Below are 15,793 nucleotides of genomic sequence, written 5' to 3'. Positions count from 1 at the left end.
ATCAATTAGTATGAGACAAATAATATTTGCATTATTCATCGTCACAATTTTTGGATCCTGTACCAAAGATTTTGTTAGCACTAACCAGAATCCAAATCAAATTTCCGACGCGTTACTAAAGCAGGATTTTAACCTGGTAGGGTCTCCTATTTCGGGTATGCTATTCAATCTCAATGGACATCAGATTGAAGAAGATTTATGCCAAGATTCTTGGATGGGTTTTATGAGTACAGGGACCGATTTTGTAGGGAATGTTAATAACACTACCTATTATATTCGCTGGAACGCCTATTGGGGCCGAGAATATGGAAGTGTGATGTCGCCGGCAAAGCAAGTTATCCAATTGGCTGAGGCCAATAACTTACCTTTGTTTGCTACATGGGCCAAGTTTATTAAGATTTTGTCTATGTCTAAATTAACAGCCGTTCATGGGCCTGTTATCTACTCCGAATATGGCAGCACCGCCCCTACCATTCATTACGATAAAGAATCAGACTTATACAACCTGTTCTTTAAGCAGCTAGATTCTATTCAAACAGCTTTTGCGGCAAATACAACCTATAAAGGTTTTACCAAGTTTGATCCCAGTTATCATGGTAGCATTCCTGAATGGATGAAATTGGTAAATTCTATTAGATTAAGATTAGCTATGCGTTTGTCTAAAGTTGACCCGGTACTGGCGAAGACTCAGGGCGAAAAAGCATTAAGTGATCCTGCCGGATTGATTACCGCCAATTCCGATAATTTTACAAATTCTTTATTGGGGAATATTATGCCGGTGGCCCAGATTTGTTACCAATGGGACGACACCCGTATGAGTGCAGTGATGGAGTCCTTTCTTGGAGGTTTAAAAGATCCTCGTGTTTCGTCTTATTTTGCACCCGTATCTGATGCGGCTTTGTATGTTGATCACCCTGCCTTTCCATATAAAGGAATTCGCAATGGCGCTTATATTAATACAAAAGCTGACCATATTCCTTTCTCAAAAGTTAATTCAAATTTCAATGATCCACCAAATGGCGGAACAACCACTACCAGGCGAGATTTTACTGCTGCAGAAGTGGCATTTCTTAAGGCGGAGGCTGGGCTGAGAGGCTGGGCTGGCGCGGGCGATCCGAAAACTAATTATGAAAATGGAGTAAGGTTATCGTTTGCGGATTGGGGGGCCGGAGGCGTGGATGCTTACCTGGCGGACAATACAAGCAAACCTCTAGATTATGTGGATCCCGTTGACCACCGTAATAATTTTACGTCACGTTCTACAGTTACAGTTGCCTGGAATGATGCCGACAATAATGAACTGAAATTAGAGAAAATCATAACTCAGAAATGGATTAATAATTTCACCAATACACTGGAGTCATGGGTGGATTTCAGGAGAACTGGTTATCCAAAAATTCCCCATGTTGCCAAAAATGATAGTAGCCCCGATTGGGGTGTAATACCGGCTGATCAATGGATTAAACGGATGCCTTATCCAAATAATGAGAGAGTAAGTAACGCTGCAGGTGTCGCAGATGCCGTCTCAAAAATGGGCGCAGGTGCAAAAGATGATATCGCAACCCGTCTTTGGTGGGATACTGGTAATCCTTCAAATTTCTAATATGCTTTTTATTTATCCGTCATCTGTACCAACCGTTAACAGGGCAAAATATAATGCCAACGTTACTAACATGTGCGTTGACAATTATACCGCTAAAATGTATTGGGATAAATAATTTAATATATCCAGTTTTTAGGTATTAAAGATAAAGGCAAGGCCACGTTTGGTCTTGTCTTTTTTTATGTTAAATGTTGACTGAAGAGTACGGCAAATCCGTTGCTCGTCCACCAATGGCTATGATACATGATGTTGTAAGCCCGTCCGGAGCTGCGCGTTATTATGCTTATTGACTCCTGCAACCAGTTTAAGCCTATTCGGCCAACAAATTTTAGCAAAGACAGCGGCACTGCATTTTATTCTTTGGCTAAAGAGGTGCATGATGTTTCTATCAATCCTCCAAAAGAACAACTGGCTATTGCATCATTTTGGGATTGTAATCCTTTCGCTGTAAGCACGGAAGGCCACATGATGATTGGCTTTAAAAAAATTACTCCGGGTGGCCACTGGGTAAATATTGTAAGCATCGCTGCTGAAAAGCGAAAACTTGATTTTAATAAATATGTAGAAGCACAAACAATTGTTTCGCTTACATTAATGGACGCTTTCATTAGCTGCTGGGATGAAAAATACCGAAGTAACCGTATAAGGCCCGAAACATACATCAACCGGTATATCGATCCTAAATGGCAGCCATTGTTGCAAACTCCGCCCTTTCCCGAATATACGAGCGGCCATGCCGTAATATCAGTTGCCGCTGCCACCGTGCTGGAATATTTACTCGGCAATAATTTTTCTTTTTCTGATAATTCAGAAGAATTATTCGGCATGAAGCCACGAAATTTTACCTCATTTATGCAGGCAGCCAAAGAAGCAGCCATTTCAAGATTGTATGGAGGAATTCATTTCAGGGATTCAATTGATAAAGGAGAAACGGAAGGCCATAGCCTTGGCAATTTTGTTATTGCAAGATTAATTAAATCGGGCGTAAAACCTCTTTAATGAATTGAATAATTATTTGTTCTTCCTGTTTTATTCAAGCAAGCCTTGTAATTGAACTTGTAATGTGATAGCCTATTCCATCGTCTTAAATCCTCTTTCCAAATCCTCAATCAAATATTCCGCCTCTTCAAGTCCCACATACATTCTCATTGTTCTGTGAGCCATGTTAGCGGGACTAAACTCATTAGAACTTATAGAAGCACAGCCAGGAATAATTAAAGATTCATGTCCTCCCCAACTAACGGCCATAAGTATGTGCTTTAAACCCTGGCAAAAGTTTTCAATCTCGTCAACTTTTTCCGCTCTAATGATAAAAGAAAATAATCCACAAGCGCCTTGCATTTGTTCTTTTGCTAATTTGGATTGAGGAAAATCTTTATCAAAAGGAAAGATGACAGACTCTACTTTTTCATGTAGTTTTAAATAATTAACAATTTTTGGTGTTGTCTCAGAAATTTTTTCCAACCTTATTTTAATCGTTCTTAAACCCCGAATGAGCAACCAGGCATTAAAGGGTGTTGTGCCTATTCCTATATTCATGTATTCGGCATTAAAAATCTTGTTCATCATTTTTGCAGTTCCGCATAACACTCCGGCTACTACATCGCTGTGTCCACTTATATATTTTGTTGCGCTTTGCAATACAAGGTCGATCCCATATTCAACAGGCCTTTGATATAACGGAGAGCAATAGCTGTTATCACAGATGGTTAAAATGTTTTTTTCTTTGGCAAGCTTCGCAACTTCTCTCAAATCTTGCAAATAAAAGCTCCAGCTATTGGGAGTTTCTAAATATATAACGGTTGTATTAGGTTGAATAGCATTCTTAAAATTTTCAATTTCCCTTCCATCCACATAAGTTGTGGTAACATTAAAACGCGGTAAAATTTCGTTGAATAATTTTTGTGCCCACGAATAAGGCTTATCAACAGATATAATATGATCCCCGCTTTTTACATTGGCAACAACTGCCGCGTAAATTGCGCCGGCACCGCTGTTAAAAACCAGGCCATCTTCAGCACCATCAAGAGCTGCAAGCTTTTGAGATAATATTTTTAAAGTAGGATTATTACCGCGCCTGTATAAATAAGCAGAAGCTTCATCTTCAAAAGCCTTTCTTAAATCATCTACTTTTTTAAAAGCAAAATTGCTGGTTTGAATGATAGGCGGTGCAACCGCATTAAAATAGTCTTCACGATTTTCTCCTAATTCATTTAAAATATACGAAAGGTTCATTATGTTATTCTTTGATTTCTTTTTTTGCAATAGCTTTTACTATAAAATAAATTACCATAAAACCGGCCAATACTGATAAGCCGGTAAGCGCAGCGTAATTATTATTTTTATAATCTGCGGCTATACTTATTCCCACAAAAGTATAAGCTGCAATAAATATAATAGGTAGAAGAGGGTATAACTTCATCATAAAAATGCCGCTGTTATTAAGGTGAGATGTTTTTTTGCGAATAATAAAAATGCTTCCCGCTGAAAAAACCATACCGAAGCAATCCAGGAAAATGGTAAAGCTTAAAATGGTATCAAACTGTTTGGCCCAAAAAATTATTAAAATACATAGGGCTGAAAAAATACTCAGCGAAGTGGTAAGTGCTTCTGTTTTTATATTTCTTCTTTTAAACGAAGGCGGTAAAATTTTATCTTCACTCATTGCAGCCATCACTCTTGGATTACTTAACAGTAAAACGTTTACATACCCCAATACGCTTAAAAAAAGCAAGACGGATAAAATACGTTCTGCGTTTACGCCAAATACTTTTGAAGCCATTATTGCAGCAATATTCTTGCTGGTTTTTAATTCTTCAAAACCGATCACCCTTACATAAGCATAGTTAATGATCAGGTATAAAATAATAATAATTGCAATACCTAAAAATATTCCTTTCGGAAAAGTCTTCTTTGGATTTTTTATTTCCTCACCAAAATTCATAGTCTGTTGATAGCCGCCGTAGGTAAAGCTTACAGCCACGAGGCCCACTCCAAATGATTTTACATATTCAGTTAACAGAGGTGTATGTTGCGAGGTTGGCAATGCAACTGCCCCGGAATTGCCCGCTGCAAAAAACAACGGGCTAATTAATAAAATAACCATCGTTACTTTAATAACAGTTAATACATTTTGGGTACGTGCACTCATTTTCAATCCTAATAGATTCACTCCAAAAAAAATAATAATAGCAGAAATTGCAATTGCAATTTGTATAGTTTGAATGTGATGTGCATTATCTGCAACCTGCATCCATTGAGGATTTTGAGAAAGAGGAAGAAGAACTCCTGTAATATATTCAGCGCCAACTAACGCTACTGCTGCAAGAGAGGCGGCATTAGAAACAAGAATAATGCAGTTTATAGCAAAGGCAATGGAAGGATGATAGGCATAGGCAAAAACTTTATAGTAACCACCTGTAACGGGAAGCCTGCTTCCAATCTCAGCGTAAGTGAGTGCACCGCAAAAAGCAATAAGGCCTCCTGCAATCCAAGCACTGAAAAAAATAAAAGGGCTGCTGACAGCTTTTGCAACGTTTACCGGGGTTCTGAAAATACCCATCCCTATTACTAAGCTTACCATAATAACGGTAAAATCAAAAAGCGTTAGTTGCCTTGCTGGTTTCATTTTGGGAAGATAAAAAATATCTATGGTTACATATGCGTTTTGTTATTCATCCTAACGACATGCATGTTTGATGGTAATGTAGATAGTAAGAAAAGATTCTACCTTTACGACTTAATCGTAGCCGATGTTTATGAAGAAAAATTTATTTACCCTATTCACCAGCTTTTGCATTCCGCTATTTTGTTTGTCGCAAGTTGGATCAGTAGATTCTGTAAAAAGCCTGTCTGAGGTAATAGTAAAAGCTTATGAACAAAACCGCAGCCTGGTTGATGTGGCAGCTCCCATAAGTGTTACCGGACAGGCACAATTAAACCGCTTCGGTAACATGAGCATATTGCCCGCTTTAAATATTACTCCCGGTGTTAGTATGGAAGAACGTTCGCCGGGCAGTTACCGGCTTAACATCCGCGGGAGTTCTTTGCGCTCACCTTTTGGCGTACGCGATGTTAAGATCTACCTGAATGAAATACCTCTTACAGACCCAAGCGGAAATACTTATTTAAACCAACTTAGCTTTTATAATTTTAATTCTATTGAAATAATCAAAGGACCGGCAAGTAGTTTATATGGAGCGGGCATTGGCGGCGCTATGCTCATACATACCTTACCTGCAAAATGGAACAAAGGCATTTCACTTGATTACACAACCGGCAGTTTTAATACAAATAATATTAATGCCAATGTAAAAACAGGCAATTCAGATTATCAAAATAATTTCAATTACTCTCATCAAACAAGCAATGGCTATCGCCAGCAGGCAAAGATGCACAGGGACATTGCCTCATGGGAAAGTTTGCTAAGAGTAAATAATAAACAAACCTTGCATGCATATATGTCTTATAGTGATCTTTATTATCAAACACCCGGGGGGTTAACCCTGGCCCAATATAATGCTGATGCAAAACAAGCAAGGCCTGGTTCGGGTTCGCAACCCGGAGCTGTACAAAACAAAGCTGCTATTTATCAAAAAACCTTTCTTGCCGGGTTCAGCAATGAGTACGGGTTTAATGATCACTGGCATAATACAACTTCTTTATATGGCTCTTATACCGATTTCACTAACCCTGGCATAAGAGTTTATGAACTTAGGAAGGAACCTCATTTTGGCGGCAGAAGCGTCTTTGAATATAAAAAGCAAATAGGCGGCTCCAGCTTACAACTTAACTTTGGAACAGAAGCGCAGAAAGGTTTTTTTAATACGAGAGATTATGGCAATAAACTCGGGGTTGCTGACTCATTACAATCGGATGATAATTTAAACATCTGGCAATACATGGTCTTTGCGCAGGCAGATTTAAAACTACCTCATGGCTGGACGGTTACGGGTGGAGTAAGTTTGAATAAATTATCTCTTCAGCTCATTCATCTTTCTTCCAGGCTATCAACTACGCAAACAAAAGTTTTCAAAAACAAACTTCCTCCACACATTGCGGTTCTTAAAAAGATTAATAAAAATGTATCGGTGTATGCAAGCGTTGCTCGGGGATTCTCTCCACCAACTGTTTCAGAGGTACTTCGTTCCGATGGGTTATTCGGAACCAATCTCCAGCCGGAAGATGGAATAGATTATGAAGCCGGAATTAAAGGAACAGTGCTGCATAACAAACTATATTTCGATATCAGCGGATTTTTCTTTGATCTGAAAAATACAATTGTACAGCGCATAGATACCAATGGCGTTTATTATTATGTGAACGCAGGCTCCACTAAACAGAATGGTATAGAAACTTATGCTTCTTATCAGCTGGTTGATGCGCCGCATCATTTTATCAATTCAGCAAAAGTATGGAGCAGTTATGCGTGGCATGATTTCCATTACGGAAATTTTAAACAGGTGAACAGTGATTTTTCAAAAAATAAATTACCGGGTGCAGCGCCAAACGTGGTGGTGGCAGGGCTTGACATAACATCCAAAGCAGGCTGTTATATTAATATTACCTATAATTATGTAGATAAGATCGCACTCAATGATGCTAATTCAGCTTATGCCTCTTCTTACAATCTTTTAGGGACAAGACTGGGTTACAAAAAAGATTTCAATAGAAAAATTAATGCTGAAATCTTTGTAGGAGCTGATAATCTTTTTGATACAAAATACAGCCTTGGCAATGATATTAATGCCGCAGCAGGCCGCTATTACAATGCAGCACCCAAAAGAAATTATTACGCTGGTATATCATTTAACTTCAATAAAAAATAATTACCTGCATTCCTATCCGGATACCTTTTATAAATAAATTAGTTTTTGAAATTCAAAACATGCAGCTACATTTGCCGCTGTAATTGGTCCCCGATTTCAAATCGGGGTTAATAGGGAATCCGGTTAAATTCCGGAGCTATCCCCGTAGCTGTAAACCTGATGCAAGAAGATTTGCATTCGTTTTGGAATCTACAAACCACTGTTTGCGTTTGGCGAATGGGAAGGTGTCCAAAACCCAGGTAAGCCAGAAGACCTGCCAGTTCAATTAAAATCATTCAAAGCTTTCGGGTGAAAGGCATGGAGTGTAAAAGCTGTAAGGCATTTATATTTCTTTCTTTTTTTATTTCGAAAGCAGTCACAAAAAAATTTTCTACAAAATGAAAAAAGGAATTTTTATTGCGGCTGCTGTAATTTTCAGCAATCAGCTGCATGCGCAAAAAGACACAACATCTAAAACACTTGATGAGGTAATTGTAACTGCTAACAAGTTTCCACAAAAGGTAAGTGAAACAGGAAAAGTAGTTACCATTATTACACAAGATCAATTGCAAAAGAGTTATGGCAAATCGCTTGGCGAAGTTTTAAATCAACAACCCGGGTTAAATATTAATGGCGCGGATAATAATTTAGGAACCAATCAAACAGTTTATACCCGTGGTGCTTCTTCTGCCAATACATTAATTATGCTGGATGGTGTACCCTTGTACGATGCTTCAGGAATATCGAATGAATTTGACCTGAATAATTTTGCTTTGGATAATATTGAAAGAATAGAAATTTTAAAGGGCTCACAATCTACTTTATATGGTTCAGATGCAGTTGCCGGAGTCATAAATATCATCAGTAAAAAGGGAGAAAAAAAGCCTTTCAACCTGAATACGGATCTTTCTGCAGGAAGTTATAATACTTATAAAGGGGGCCTTTCAATAAGCGGTACTAACAGTAAGGGTCAAACGTATTTTATTTCCTACAACAAAATCTATAGCAAAGGGTTTTCGTCTGCCTATGATTCGACGGGGAAACGGAATTTTGATAAGGATGGATTTAACCAGGATGTGATTCAAGTTAATTATACTTTTAAGCCAATTAAAAATACGTCAGTGCGGCTTTTTGGTAAATACAATAATAACCACGCAGATATTGATGCAGGTGCTTTCGCAGATGATAAAGACTATACCTATCATAATAGCAATACAATTGCAGGAGCTTCTGTTGATTATAAAATAAAAACTGGCTTTATTAAGTTGCAATACAGTTATAATCGTTTCAACAGAAATTTTATTGATGATTCGACTGACGTTGGTGGATTTTCGACTTATCAAAATGGAAGATATAACGGCACGTCTAATTTTGCAGAGGCATATGCAAATCTTAATTTGACCAAACATATCGAATTGCTTGCCGGCGTGGATTACAGGGAAAATAAAACAGACCAGTTATATATTTACCTGCCTGATTATGGTTTTCCATCGTTGCCAATATCCGGAGACAGCGCTCATACCAATCAAATCAGTGGGTATGCGTCTTTATTTTTAAAATCAGCCAATGGATTCAATCTTGATTTTGGAGGAAGGTGGAATCAACATAACATTTACGGAAATAATCTTACTTATTCAGTCAACCCATTTTTTGTAATTAATAATCATTATAAAATTTATGCTAACGTTTCTTCGGGTTATCGTGTGCCTTCTTTATACCAGTTATATTCAGAATTTGGAAATAAAGATTTGAAGCCTGAACTAACGACGAGCTATGAAGCAGGTGTTCAATATTATACCGGAAATATTAACGCAAGGGCAACCGCTTTTATAAGAAATGGAAAAGATATATTCCTGTTTTATACTGATCCAACCACTTTTGCCAGCAGGTATATTAATGGTGATGTGCAGCATGATTATGGAATTGAAACAGAAGCTACCATTCATTTTACCAAAGCTTTTTCTGTTGCACTTAATTACACATATGTAGATGGGAAAATAACCACAAAAGAATTTCCCGGCAAAGACACCTCATTTTTCAATTTATACAAGCGGCCAAAAAATATTTTAAATCTTTTTTTAAATTATAGCGTTACAAAAAGCCTTTATTTATCAACTCACCTAAAAACCGTAAGTACAGCCTACGAACCTCAATATATGGCTGCTCCTTATCAATTGAATGCTTATTATACGTTGGATTTTTTTGGCCGTTTTAAATTCAATAACAAGTACAGCCTTTTTGCCGATTTACAAAACATAACGGATCAAAAATATTTTGTAACAAGAGGTTTTACTACAAAGGGTTTTAATGTAAATGGTGGAGTGCAGATAAGATTATAATCATTTTTGGGGTGGAGTTTTTCCCACTTGTTTTTTATCTACACTACATTTGCAAAAAAATAAACGATGCCTGCCATCGGCAACATATCACAAAAAGAATTGGTTACCGTTTCGTTTACGCTGTTTGCCGTAATTGATATATTAGGTTCTATACCGGTGCTGATTTCTTTGAAAGATAAAATGGGAGGACACATCCGCTCCACACAGGCAACCATGGCTTCTGGCGCATTGATGATTATTTTTTTATTCGTTGGACAGCAACTTTTAAACATTTTAGGATTAGACATTCAATCTTTTGCGGTTGCCGGAAGTATTGTAATTTTTATTATCGGACTGGAAATGGTGTTGGGCATGGAATTTTTTAAACCGGACAATAATCCCAAAAGCGGAAGTGTGGTACCCATAGCTTTTCCGCTGATTGCAGGCTCAGGAACACTTACAACCATTATGTCGCTAAAGGCAAACTATCATGATATCAATATATTTATTGGCATACTTATTAATTGCGTAGTGATCTTTGTAGTATTAAAATCTTTGAAATGGATTGAGAAGGCACTTGGCCCAAATGGATTGATTGTTGTAAGAAAATTTTTTGGCGTTATTTTGCTGGCTATTGCGGTTAAAATATTTAGCAGTAACCTTGCACAATTTGGCAAATAAATATTGATGGAAGATCTTTTTGACCGAGCGTTTTAAATAAATTACTGGCCTCGTCGTACAACGGATAGTATAAGAGTTTCCGAAGCTCCAGATACAGGTTCGATTCCTGTCGAGGCTACTTTATAGGCAATCTTTTTTATAACAACTATATTTTAAAAAGAAGTAAAAAGCTTTTCGTGTATGCCAGCCCGCTAGTTGATAATTGGCACATTATTCAACGATTCAACAAATAAATAAATTGTGCAGAAAGAGATGAAAATCCGTTATTAATAAATGTTATTTTTTAATCTGTTTTAATGTCAGTACGCTTTTGATATTATAGTATTATTTTATTTTTTTAAAATCAATTGCAGGTTATTTTTTTGTAATTTGTATAGATTGTTTAAGCCCGGTTAAATTGGTTTTAGATCATCATTTCGTATAACTGAAAGGCAATAAGAATAGATTTTTATTTGTTCTATAAAAATTATTTCATGCAAATAATAGACAAATTTGTTCGGTTGGCGGCGCTGATAATCTTTTTGATTCCCGCATCAAGCTATGCACAAAATAGTAAGTGTAAAGTAACAGATGAAGAATTACACAACGATTGGCAAATCCAATCATCTTCGAAAGTTTTAGCCAATGGAGAAGAAATATCTTCAATAAAATTTAAACCACAAAACTGGTATGCAGCAAAAGTTCCCAACAGTACATTGGGTTCTTTGGTGGCGGATGGCCTTTTTAAAAATATTTTTTTTAACCGGAATCTTGAAAAAGTGCCCGACAGTTTGTTTGATGCATCTTGGTGGTACCGGCGAACTTTTAAAATTGAAAAAGTAAATGACGGCCAGGTTTATTGCCTGCGTTTTAATGGAATAAGTTACCGCGGCGATGTGTGGCTTAATGGGAAAAAGATTGCTTCGGCTGATACAGTAAAAGGGAGTTTCCGGCAGTTTATTTTTAATATAAGTTCGTTGATTAAACATGGTGAAAATGTACTTGCGCTAAAAGTTACGCAGGCAGGCCCGGGCGAATTAAATATTGGATTTGTTGACTGGAACCCTGAACCGGCGGATAATCACATGGGCATCTGGCGTGATGTACATTTGTTAGGATCCGGGCCGGTATCAATAGAAAAACCTTTTGTTGTTACTGACATTGATACTGCTACCCTGGATCATGCAAACATCACAATTAAAGTAATGTTGCATAATCATTCCGGTAAAAGCATTAATGGAATTTTACAAACATCCATTGCAAAGGACATGCATATTTCAAAGCCTGTTTCTTTGATGCCACACGAATCAAAAGAAATAATTCTTACTCCTGCCGAGGATGCAGCATTAAGCATTGATCATCCAAAGCTTTGGTGGACGCACGATTTGGGAAAACCAAATCTTTACACGCTTGATTTAAATTATATAATAAATACTTCGGTTTCTGATCGTAAAAAAATAAAATTCGGTATCCGTTCGGTGTCTGGTTATATGACCGATAAAGGATTCAGAGCTTATCGGCTTAACGGTAAAAAAATATTGATAAAAGGGGGCGGATGGTCCGATCCGATGTTGCTGAATGCGACACCTTCGTATGAAACAGCAGGAATTGATTATGCGGTTCACATGAATCTAAATGCTATTCGCATGGAAGGTTTTTGGGGACAAAATCAACACATCTATGATCTATGTGATGAGCGCGGAATTTTAATAATGGTAGGGTTTAGCTGTCAATGGGAATGGAAAGGAATTTTTGGAACACCCGATGATAAATATGGTGGAATAAAGACCGACGAACAAATTGATATGGCTGCAAAATCGTGGAACGACCAGGTTGTGTGGTTAAGAAATCATCCGAGTATTTTTCTTTGGTTGTATGGCAGCGACAAATGGCCGAGGCCCGAATTGGAATTGAAATATCTCAACATTTTAAAGAATGAAGATACTACAAGACCTTATGCTCAATCAGCCAAAGAATGGACCAGTGAAATTACAGGCCCTACAGGAATGAAAATGCGTGGGCCTTACGATTATGTTCCTCCTCTTTACTGGTATGCCGATACGTCGTTGGGTGGGGCTTTTGGTTTTAATACTGAAACCGGTCCGGGACCACAAATACCTGTACTCGAAAGTTTGAAGAAGATGATACCAAAGGATTCTCTCTGGCCAATCGGGAGTGCATGGCTATATCACGCAGCACGCGGAAAATTTCATAACCTTGATGCATATAATAACGCAATGGCGGAAAGATTGGGTAAGGCGAACGATTTGGAAGATTATTTGCGAAAAGCGCAATACCTTAATTATGAAGGAATGCGGGCTATGTTTGAAGCATTTGAAGTGAACCGGTTTAAAGCTACCGGGATAATCCAATGGATGTACAATGCTTCATGGCCGAAGCTTTGGTGGCAATTATACGATTATTACCTGATGCCTACCGGCGCATTTTATGGTGCAAGAAAAGCAAATGAGTCTTTGCATATTTCTTTTAACTATGCAACCCGGGAAATAGATGCAATAAATAATACTGCCGAACCAGCAAATGAACTTTTCGGGGAAATAAATGTGTACGATTTTAATATGAAAATAGTTTTACAGAAAACTTTATCAATAGCAAATCTTGCAAGCCAGGAAACACGCCCGGTATTTACATTACCTCATAACATGGATGTGAGTAAAACATGGTTTCTTGATCTTCGCCTATTTGATAAAAGACACAAAGAGATGACTGATAATTTTTATGTGCTCTCAACGCAAAAAGATAGCCTCGATGAAAAGAAGAGCACATGGTATGTAACTCCTCAATCGCAATATGCCAATCTCAGTTTATTAGAACAGTTGCCCAATGTAAAGTTAGAAACTACTCATACTACTACAGTAAAAGAAGGTAATACTATAATGCAAGTGAAAGTGAAAAATCCTTCAGATCATCTTGCCTTTATGGTAAACCTGGATTTAAAAAAAGCTCGAAGCAATGAATCAGTAGTTCCCGTTTTTTGGGAGCAAAATTATTTTACACTATTACCCGGGGAAGAACGAACAGTTTCTGTTTTGTGTCATACGGCGGATCTGGGACAACAAAGTGCAAAGGTTATTGTGAGTGGATGGAATGTAGAGTAAAAAATAAAATCTCGGGCTGTTGGTTTTTCTCCTTAACCAGAAGAATTGCCGAATGATCTTACCGTATGAGCAAGCTTGTTCCTTTTCGTGTGTAAATTTTATTATCCGATCCAATGCCCTCGGCGATCCAAACAATTACCTGCGATAATTGAGGAATACCTTTGAATGTTCCGTTCCACCCCAATCGGGCGGTTGTTGTTTCATACAATTGCTGGCCGATCCTGTTATATATTCTAAAATAATTAAGTTGTTTAATGCCAAATAAAACGGGGCGTAAAATATCGTTTATCCCATCGCCGTTAGGACTAAATGCAGTTGGCACTAATATATCAGCTTTTTCAACGGTTTTTACCAATTGCGTATCCACGGTTATACATCCGCCAAGGGTTTTTATTTGTATAGTATATAACTGTTCAGATGGTCCATTAAAAACGGGCGAATAACTTGTCCGGGTATTTAAAAATGTACCGGGACTCCATAGAGCTTCTTTACCAAATTTCCTTGCATTTAAATTGAATGGCAAATTTATTACAGCATATTCCACCGGGTAACTGATACCGGGTGTAGGATTGTCAATAACAACATCCTGGTTCCTGGTAGCTAAGCTGCAGCCTTCGTTATTAACGAGCAATGCATAATAGGAGCCTGTTTCGCTGACCCTATAATTTGGCCGGTTTGCTCCATTTAGAAATCCTTTTTCATTATACCATTGAATGTTCTTTGTGGGTGTAACATGCAGTACAGCACTGTCGCCACTATCGGAACAAAACATTGCATCGCCGGTTAAGCGTAACGAACTATCAATAACGGATGCGGTTACTATCACTGTATCATAATTAATACAACCACCACCATCGTGATTAGTTTTAAGAATATAACTGGTAGTTGCATCCGGACCGGCCAATGGATTAGAACTATGTGGATCGGATAAGCCTTCAGTCGGGCTCCACGTGTATACGAGGCCGGGCTTAGAGTTACCACCAATTGGTACAGGATTGCGATTACAGGATAGTGTATCTCTGCCCGCATATGCTTTTATAGATAAAGAGTCTTCGAGTCTTGCGTACAATGTATCTACACAACCATAACCGTTATATGGCACCACGGTTACAGCAAATGTTGAACCGGGGGCTGGTGGTGGTTGAAACGTAATAGTTTGTTGCGTGCCGAGCACTTTGGTAAATGTGTTATTATACCAGGTGTAATTTTGATACCCGAATGGCGCGGTTAAATTTACTGCCGTATCATCTTTACAATACGTGCTTCCTACGAAATTGCTGGAACACTCTGAATTAACATCAATATAGGCATAGCCAAAATGTTTTTTAAAAGTGCAATCTGCTGTTTTAAAAAAAAGACGAATAGTTTTCCCTGCATTCCCATCAAGGTTAACGGAAACCGCTGACCAACCTTTACACCACACAGGTGTTTCTCCGCCAGGATTGGGTGATTCAAAAAAACCCGGTAAAATAGAGCCATAGGGAATAAAAGTAAATGACGAACAATCTATTCGTTTATTATCGGTAACGTTGGTAATTTCAATAACCAATCGCGGCTGTTGATATTCCTTATGATTGGGATCCTGGAAAACTACTGCATAATGGTATATCAGTGAGTAAATATCCTGTCCCTTAGGAATGGTAAATTCATAAGATATTCCCTCGGCTTGTGTGCCGGCAGAATTATTGCCTAACCTTATCGAGTGTCCACTACCGTTAGGGCAATTTACCGGGAAGCCACCGTATGGATCTACGCCCTCGCCCGAATTCGCAGTATACATTGTTTGACGGTCAAAAACCGGCCCGGCTGTTTCAGATAAATCAATAACATTGGTGCCATTAACTGTATCTGCAGTGCCGATATAACATTTCCACCCATTAAAAGTTCCGGTTTCAAAATCAATATTAGGAGGACAGGTTTGTGCGTTTGCAAAAAAATACCCGGAGCAAAAAACCAAAGCCAATATTACGTATAATTGAAAATGGTAAATCCGCATATAAATTTATAACGGCTTTTAAAAAATTAAGGTTGCCTGTATTTCGTCTATGAAGTTAAGATTTTTACTTTTCAGGAGCGCCAAACTATGCATGCTGTTATTGGCAGGTCTTTGACTCAATTGCAATGCAATATTTTCCATCCCTTTTTAACCATCCCTTTTTTATTTTGGACGTCAGTACTATTTGCAGCCAGGATCCTTGACAGTAGATGGTTTTAACAGGATGTTTGCAGGCTTGAGATTCATCAGTTACGGCAAAATTATTTTGTAATCATTTACATGTGCCCTTA

The 15,793-nt window shown here is 37.9% G+C and carries 9 protein-coding genes, 1 tRNA gene and 1 riboswitch; of the genes, 7 read left to right on the top strand and 3 right to left on the bottom strand.

Going from position 1 to position 15,793, the window contains the following annotated elements:
• Positions 1-10 precede the first annotated feature (10 nt).
• Complete coding sequence (locus FW778_RS11530; protein ID WP_150414855.1) at positions 11-1,603, top strand: SusD/RagB family nutrient-binding outer membrane lipoprotein; 1,593 nt, start codon at positions 11-13, stop codon at positions 1,601-1,603.
• Between the two features lie 279 nt (positions 1,604-1,882).
• Positions 1,883-2,602 (top strand): vanadium-dependent haloperoxidase, encoded by a 720-nt coding sequence (locus FW778_RS11525; RefSeq protein WP_150414854.1) that lies wholly within the window; start codon positions 1,883-1,885, stop codon positions 2,600-2,602.
• Positions 2,603-2,674: 72 nt separating this feature from the next.
• Here the strand turns inward: FW778_RS11525 and FW778_RS11520 are convergent, their stop codons facing one another.
• Both FW778_RS11520 and FW778_RS11515 read right to left on the bottom strand, forming a co-directional pair.
• A complete protein-coding gene (locus FW778_RS11520; protein WP_150414853.1) occupies positions 2,675-3,838 on the bottom strand; it encodes a trans-sulfuration enzyme family protein in 1,164 nt (387 codons plus the stop codon).
• Positions 3,839-3,842: 4 nt separating this feature from the next.
• Positions 3,843-5,231 (bottom strand): APC family permease, encoded by a 1,389-nt coding sequence (locus FW778_RS11515; protein ID WP_150414852.1) that lies wholly within the window; start codon positions 5,229-5,231, stop codon positions 3,843-3,845.
• Positions 5,232-5,361: 130 nt separating this feature from the next.
• On the opposite strand from FW778_RS11515, the gene FW778_RS11510 reads away from it, so the two are divergent.
• The 5 genes from FW778_RS11510 (at position 5,362) to FW778_RS11490 (ending at position 13,507) form a co-directional block, all read left to right on the top strand.
• Positions 5,362-7,431, top strand: coding sequence for a TonB-dependent receptor (locus tag FW778_RS11510; RefSeq protein ID WP_202552193.1), 2,070 nt, complete (start codon positions 5,362-5,364; stop codon positions 7,429-7,431).
• Between the two features lie 67 nt (positions 7,432-7,498).
• Positions 7,499-7,706: riboswitch (cobalamin riboswitch) on the top strand.
• Between the two features lie 102 nt (positions 7,707-7,808).
• Positions 7,809-9,749, top strand: coding sequence for a TonB-dependent receptor plug domain-containing protein (locus FW778_RS11505; RefSeq protein ID WP_150414850.1), 1,941 nt, complete (start codon positions 7,809-7,811; stop codon positions 9,747-9,749).
• Positions 9,750-9,815: 66 nt separating this feature from the next.
• A complete protein-coding gene (locus tag FW778_RS11500) occupies positions 9,816-10,409 on the top strand; it encodes a MarC family protein (RefSeq protein WP_150414849.1) in 594 nt (197 codons plus the stop codon).
• A 46-nt stretch (positions 10,410-10,455) separates the two neighbouring features.
• A tRNA-Arg gene (locus tag FW778_RS11495) sits at positions 10,456-10,527 on the top strand.
• Between the two features lie 355 nt (positions 10,528-10,882).
• Positions 10,883-13,507, top strand: coding sequence for a glycoside hydrolase family 2 protein (locus FW778_RS11490; RefSeq protein WP_150414848.1), 2,625 nt, complete (start codon positions 10,883-10,885; stop codon positions 13,505-13,507).
• Between the two features lie 58 nt (positions 13,508-13,565).
• Here FW778_RS11490 and FW778_RS11485 read toward each other — a convergent pair whose 3' ends face one another.
• Positions 13,566-15,503: a T9SS type B sorting domain-containing protein gene (locus FW778_RS11485; protein WP_150414847.1), complete on the bottom strand. Its 1,938-nt coding sequence runs from the start codon at positions 15,501-15,503 to the stop codon at positions 13,566-13,568.
• Between the last annotated feature and the right edge of the window lie 290 nt (positions 15,504-15,793).

Origin of the sequence: Ginsengibacter hankyongi (genome assembly GCF_008710285.1) — a bacterium.
Taxonomy (GTDB): domain Bacteria; phylum Bacteroidota; class Bacteroidia; order Chitinophagales; family Chitinophagaceae; genus Ginsengibacter; species Ginsengibacter hankyongi.
Note: the sequence above shows the minus strand (reverse complement) of the source record. Positions and strands in the feature narration are given on the sequence as shown.

Excerpts from the sequence above, each read along its gene's own strand:
- FW778_RS11515 (WP_150414852.1), bottom strand. The coding sequence starts at position 5,231 with ATGAAACCAGCAAGGCAACTAACGCTTTTTGATTTTACCGTTATTATG.
- FW778_RS11510 (WP_202552193.1), top strand. The coding sequence starts at position 5,362 with ATGAAGAAAAATTTATTTACCCTATTCACCAGCTTTTGCATTCCGCTA.
- FW778_RS11530 (WP_150414855.1), top strand. The coding sequence starts at position 11 with ATGAGACAAATAATATTTGCATTATTCATCGTCACAATTTTTGGATCC.
- FW778_RS11525 (WP_150414854.1), top strand. The coding sequence starts at position 1,883 with ATGCTTATTGACTCCTGCAACCAGTTTAAGCCTATTCGGCCAACAAAT.
- FW778_RS11505 (WP_150414850.1), top strand. The coding sequence starts at position 7,809 with ATGAAAAAAGGAATTTTTATTGCGGCTGCTGTAATTTTCAGCAATCAG.
- FW778_RS11490 (WP_150414848.1), top strand. The coding sequence starts at position 10,883 with ATGCAAATAATAGACAAATTTGTTCGGTTGGCGGCGCTGATAATCTTT.
- FW778_RS11485 (WP_150414847.1), bottom strand. The coding sequence starts at position 15,503 with ATGCGGATTTACCATTTTCAATTATACGTAATATTGGCTTTGGTTTTT.
- FW778_RS11500 (WP_150414849.1), top strand. The coding sequence starts at position 9,816 with ATGCCTGCCATCGGCAACATATCACAAAAAGAATTGGTTACCGTTTCG.
- FW778_RS11520 (WP_150414853.1), bottom strand. The coding sequence starts at position 3,838 with ATGAACCTTTCGTATATTTTAAATGAATTAGGAGAAAATCGTGAAGAC.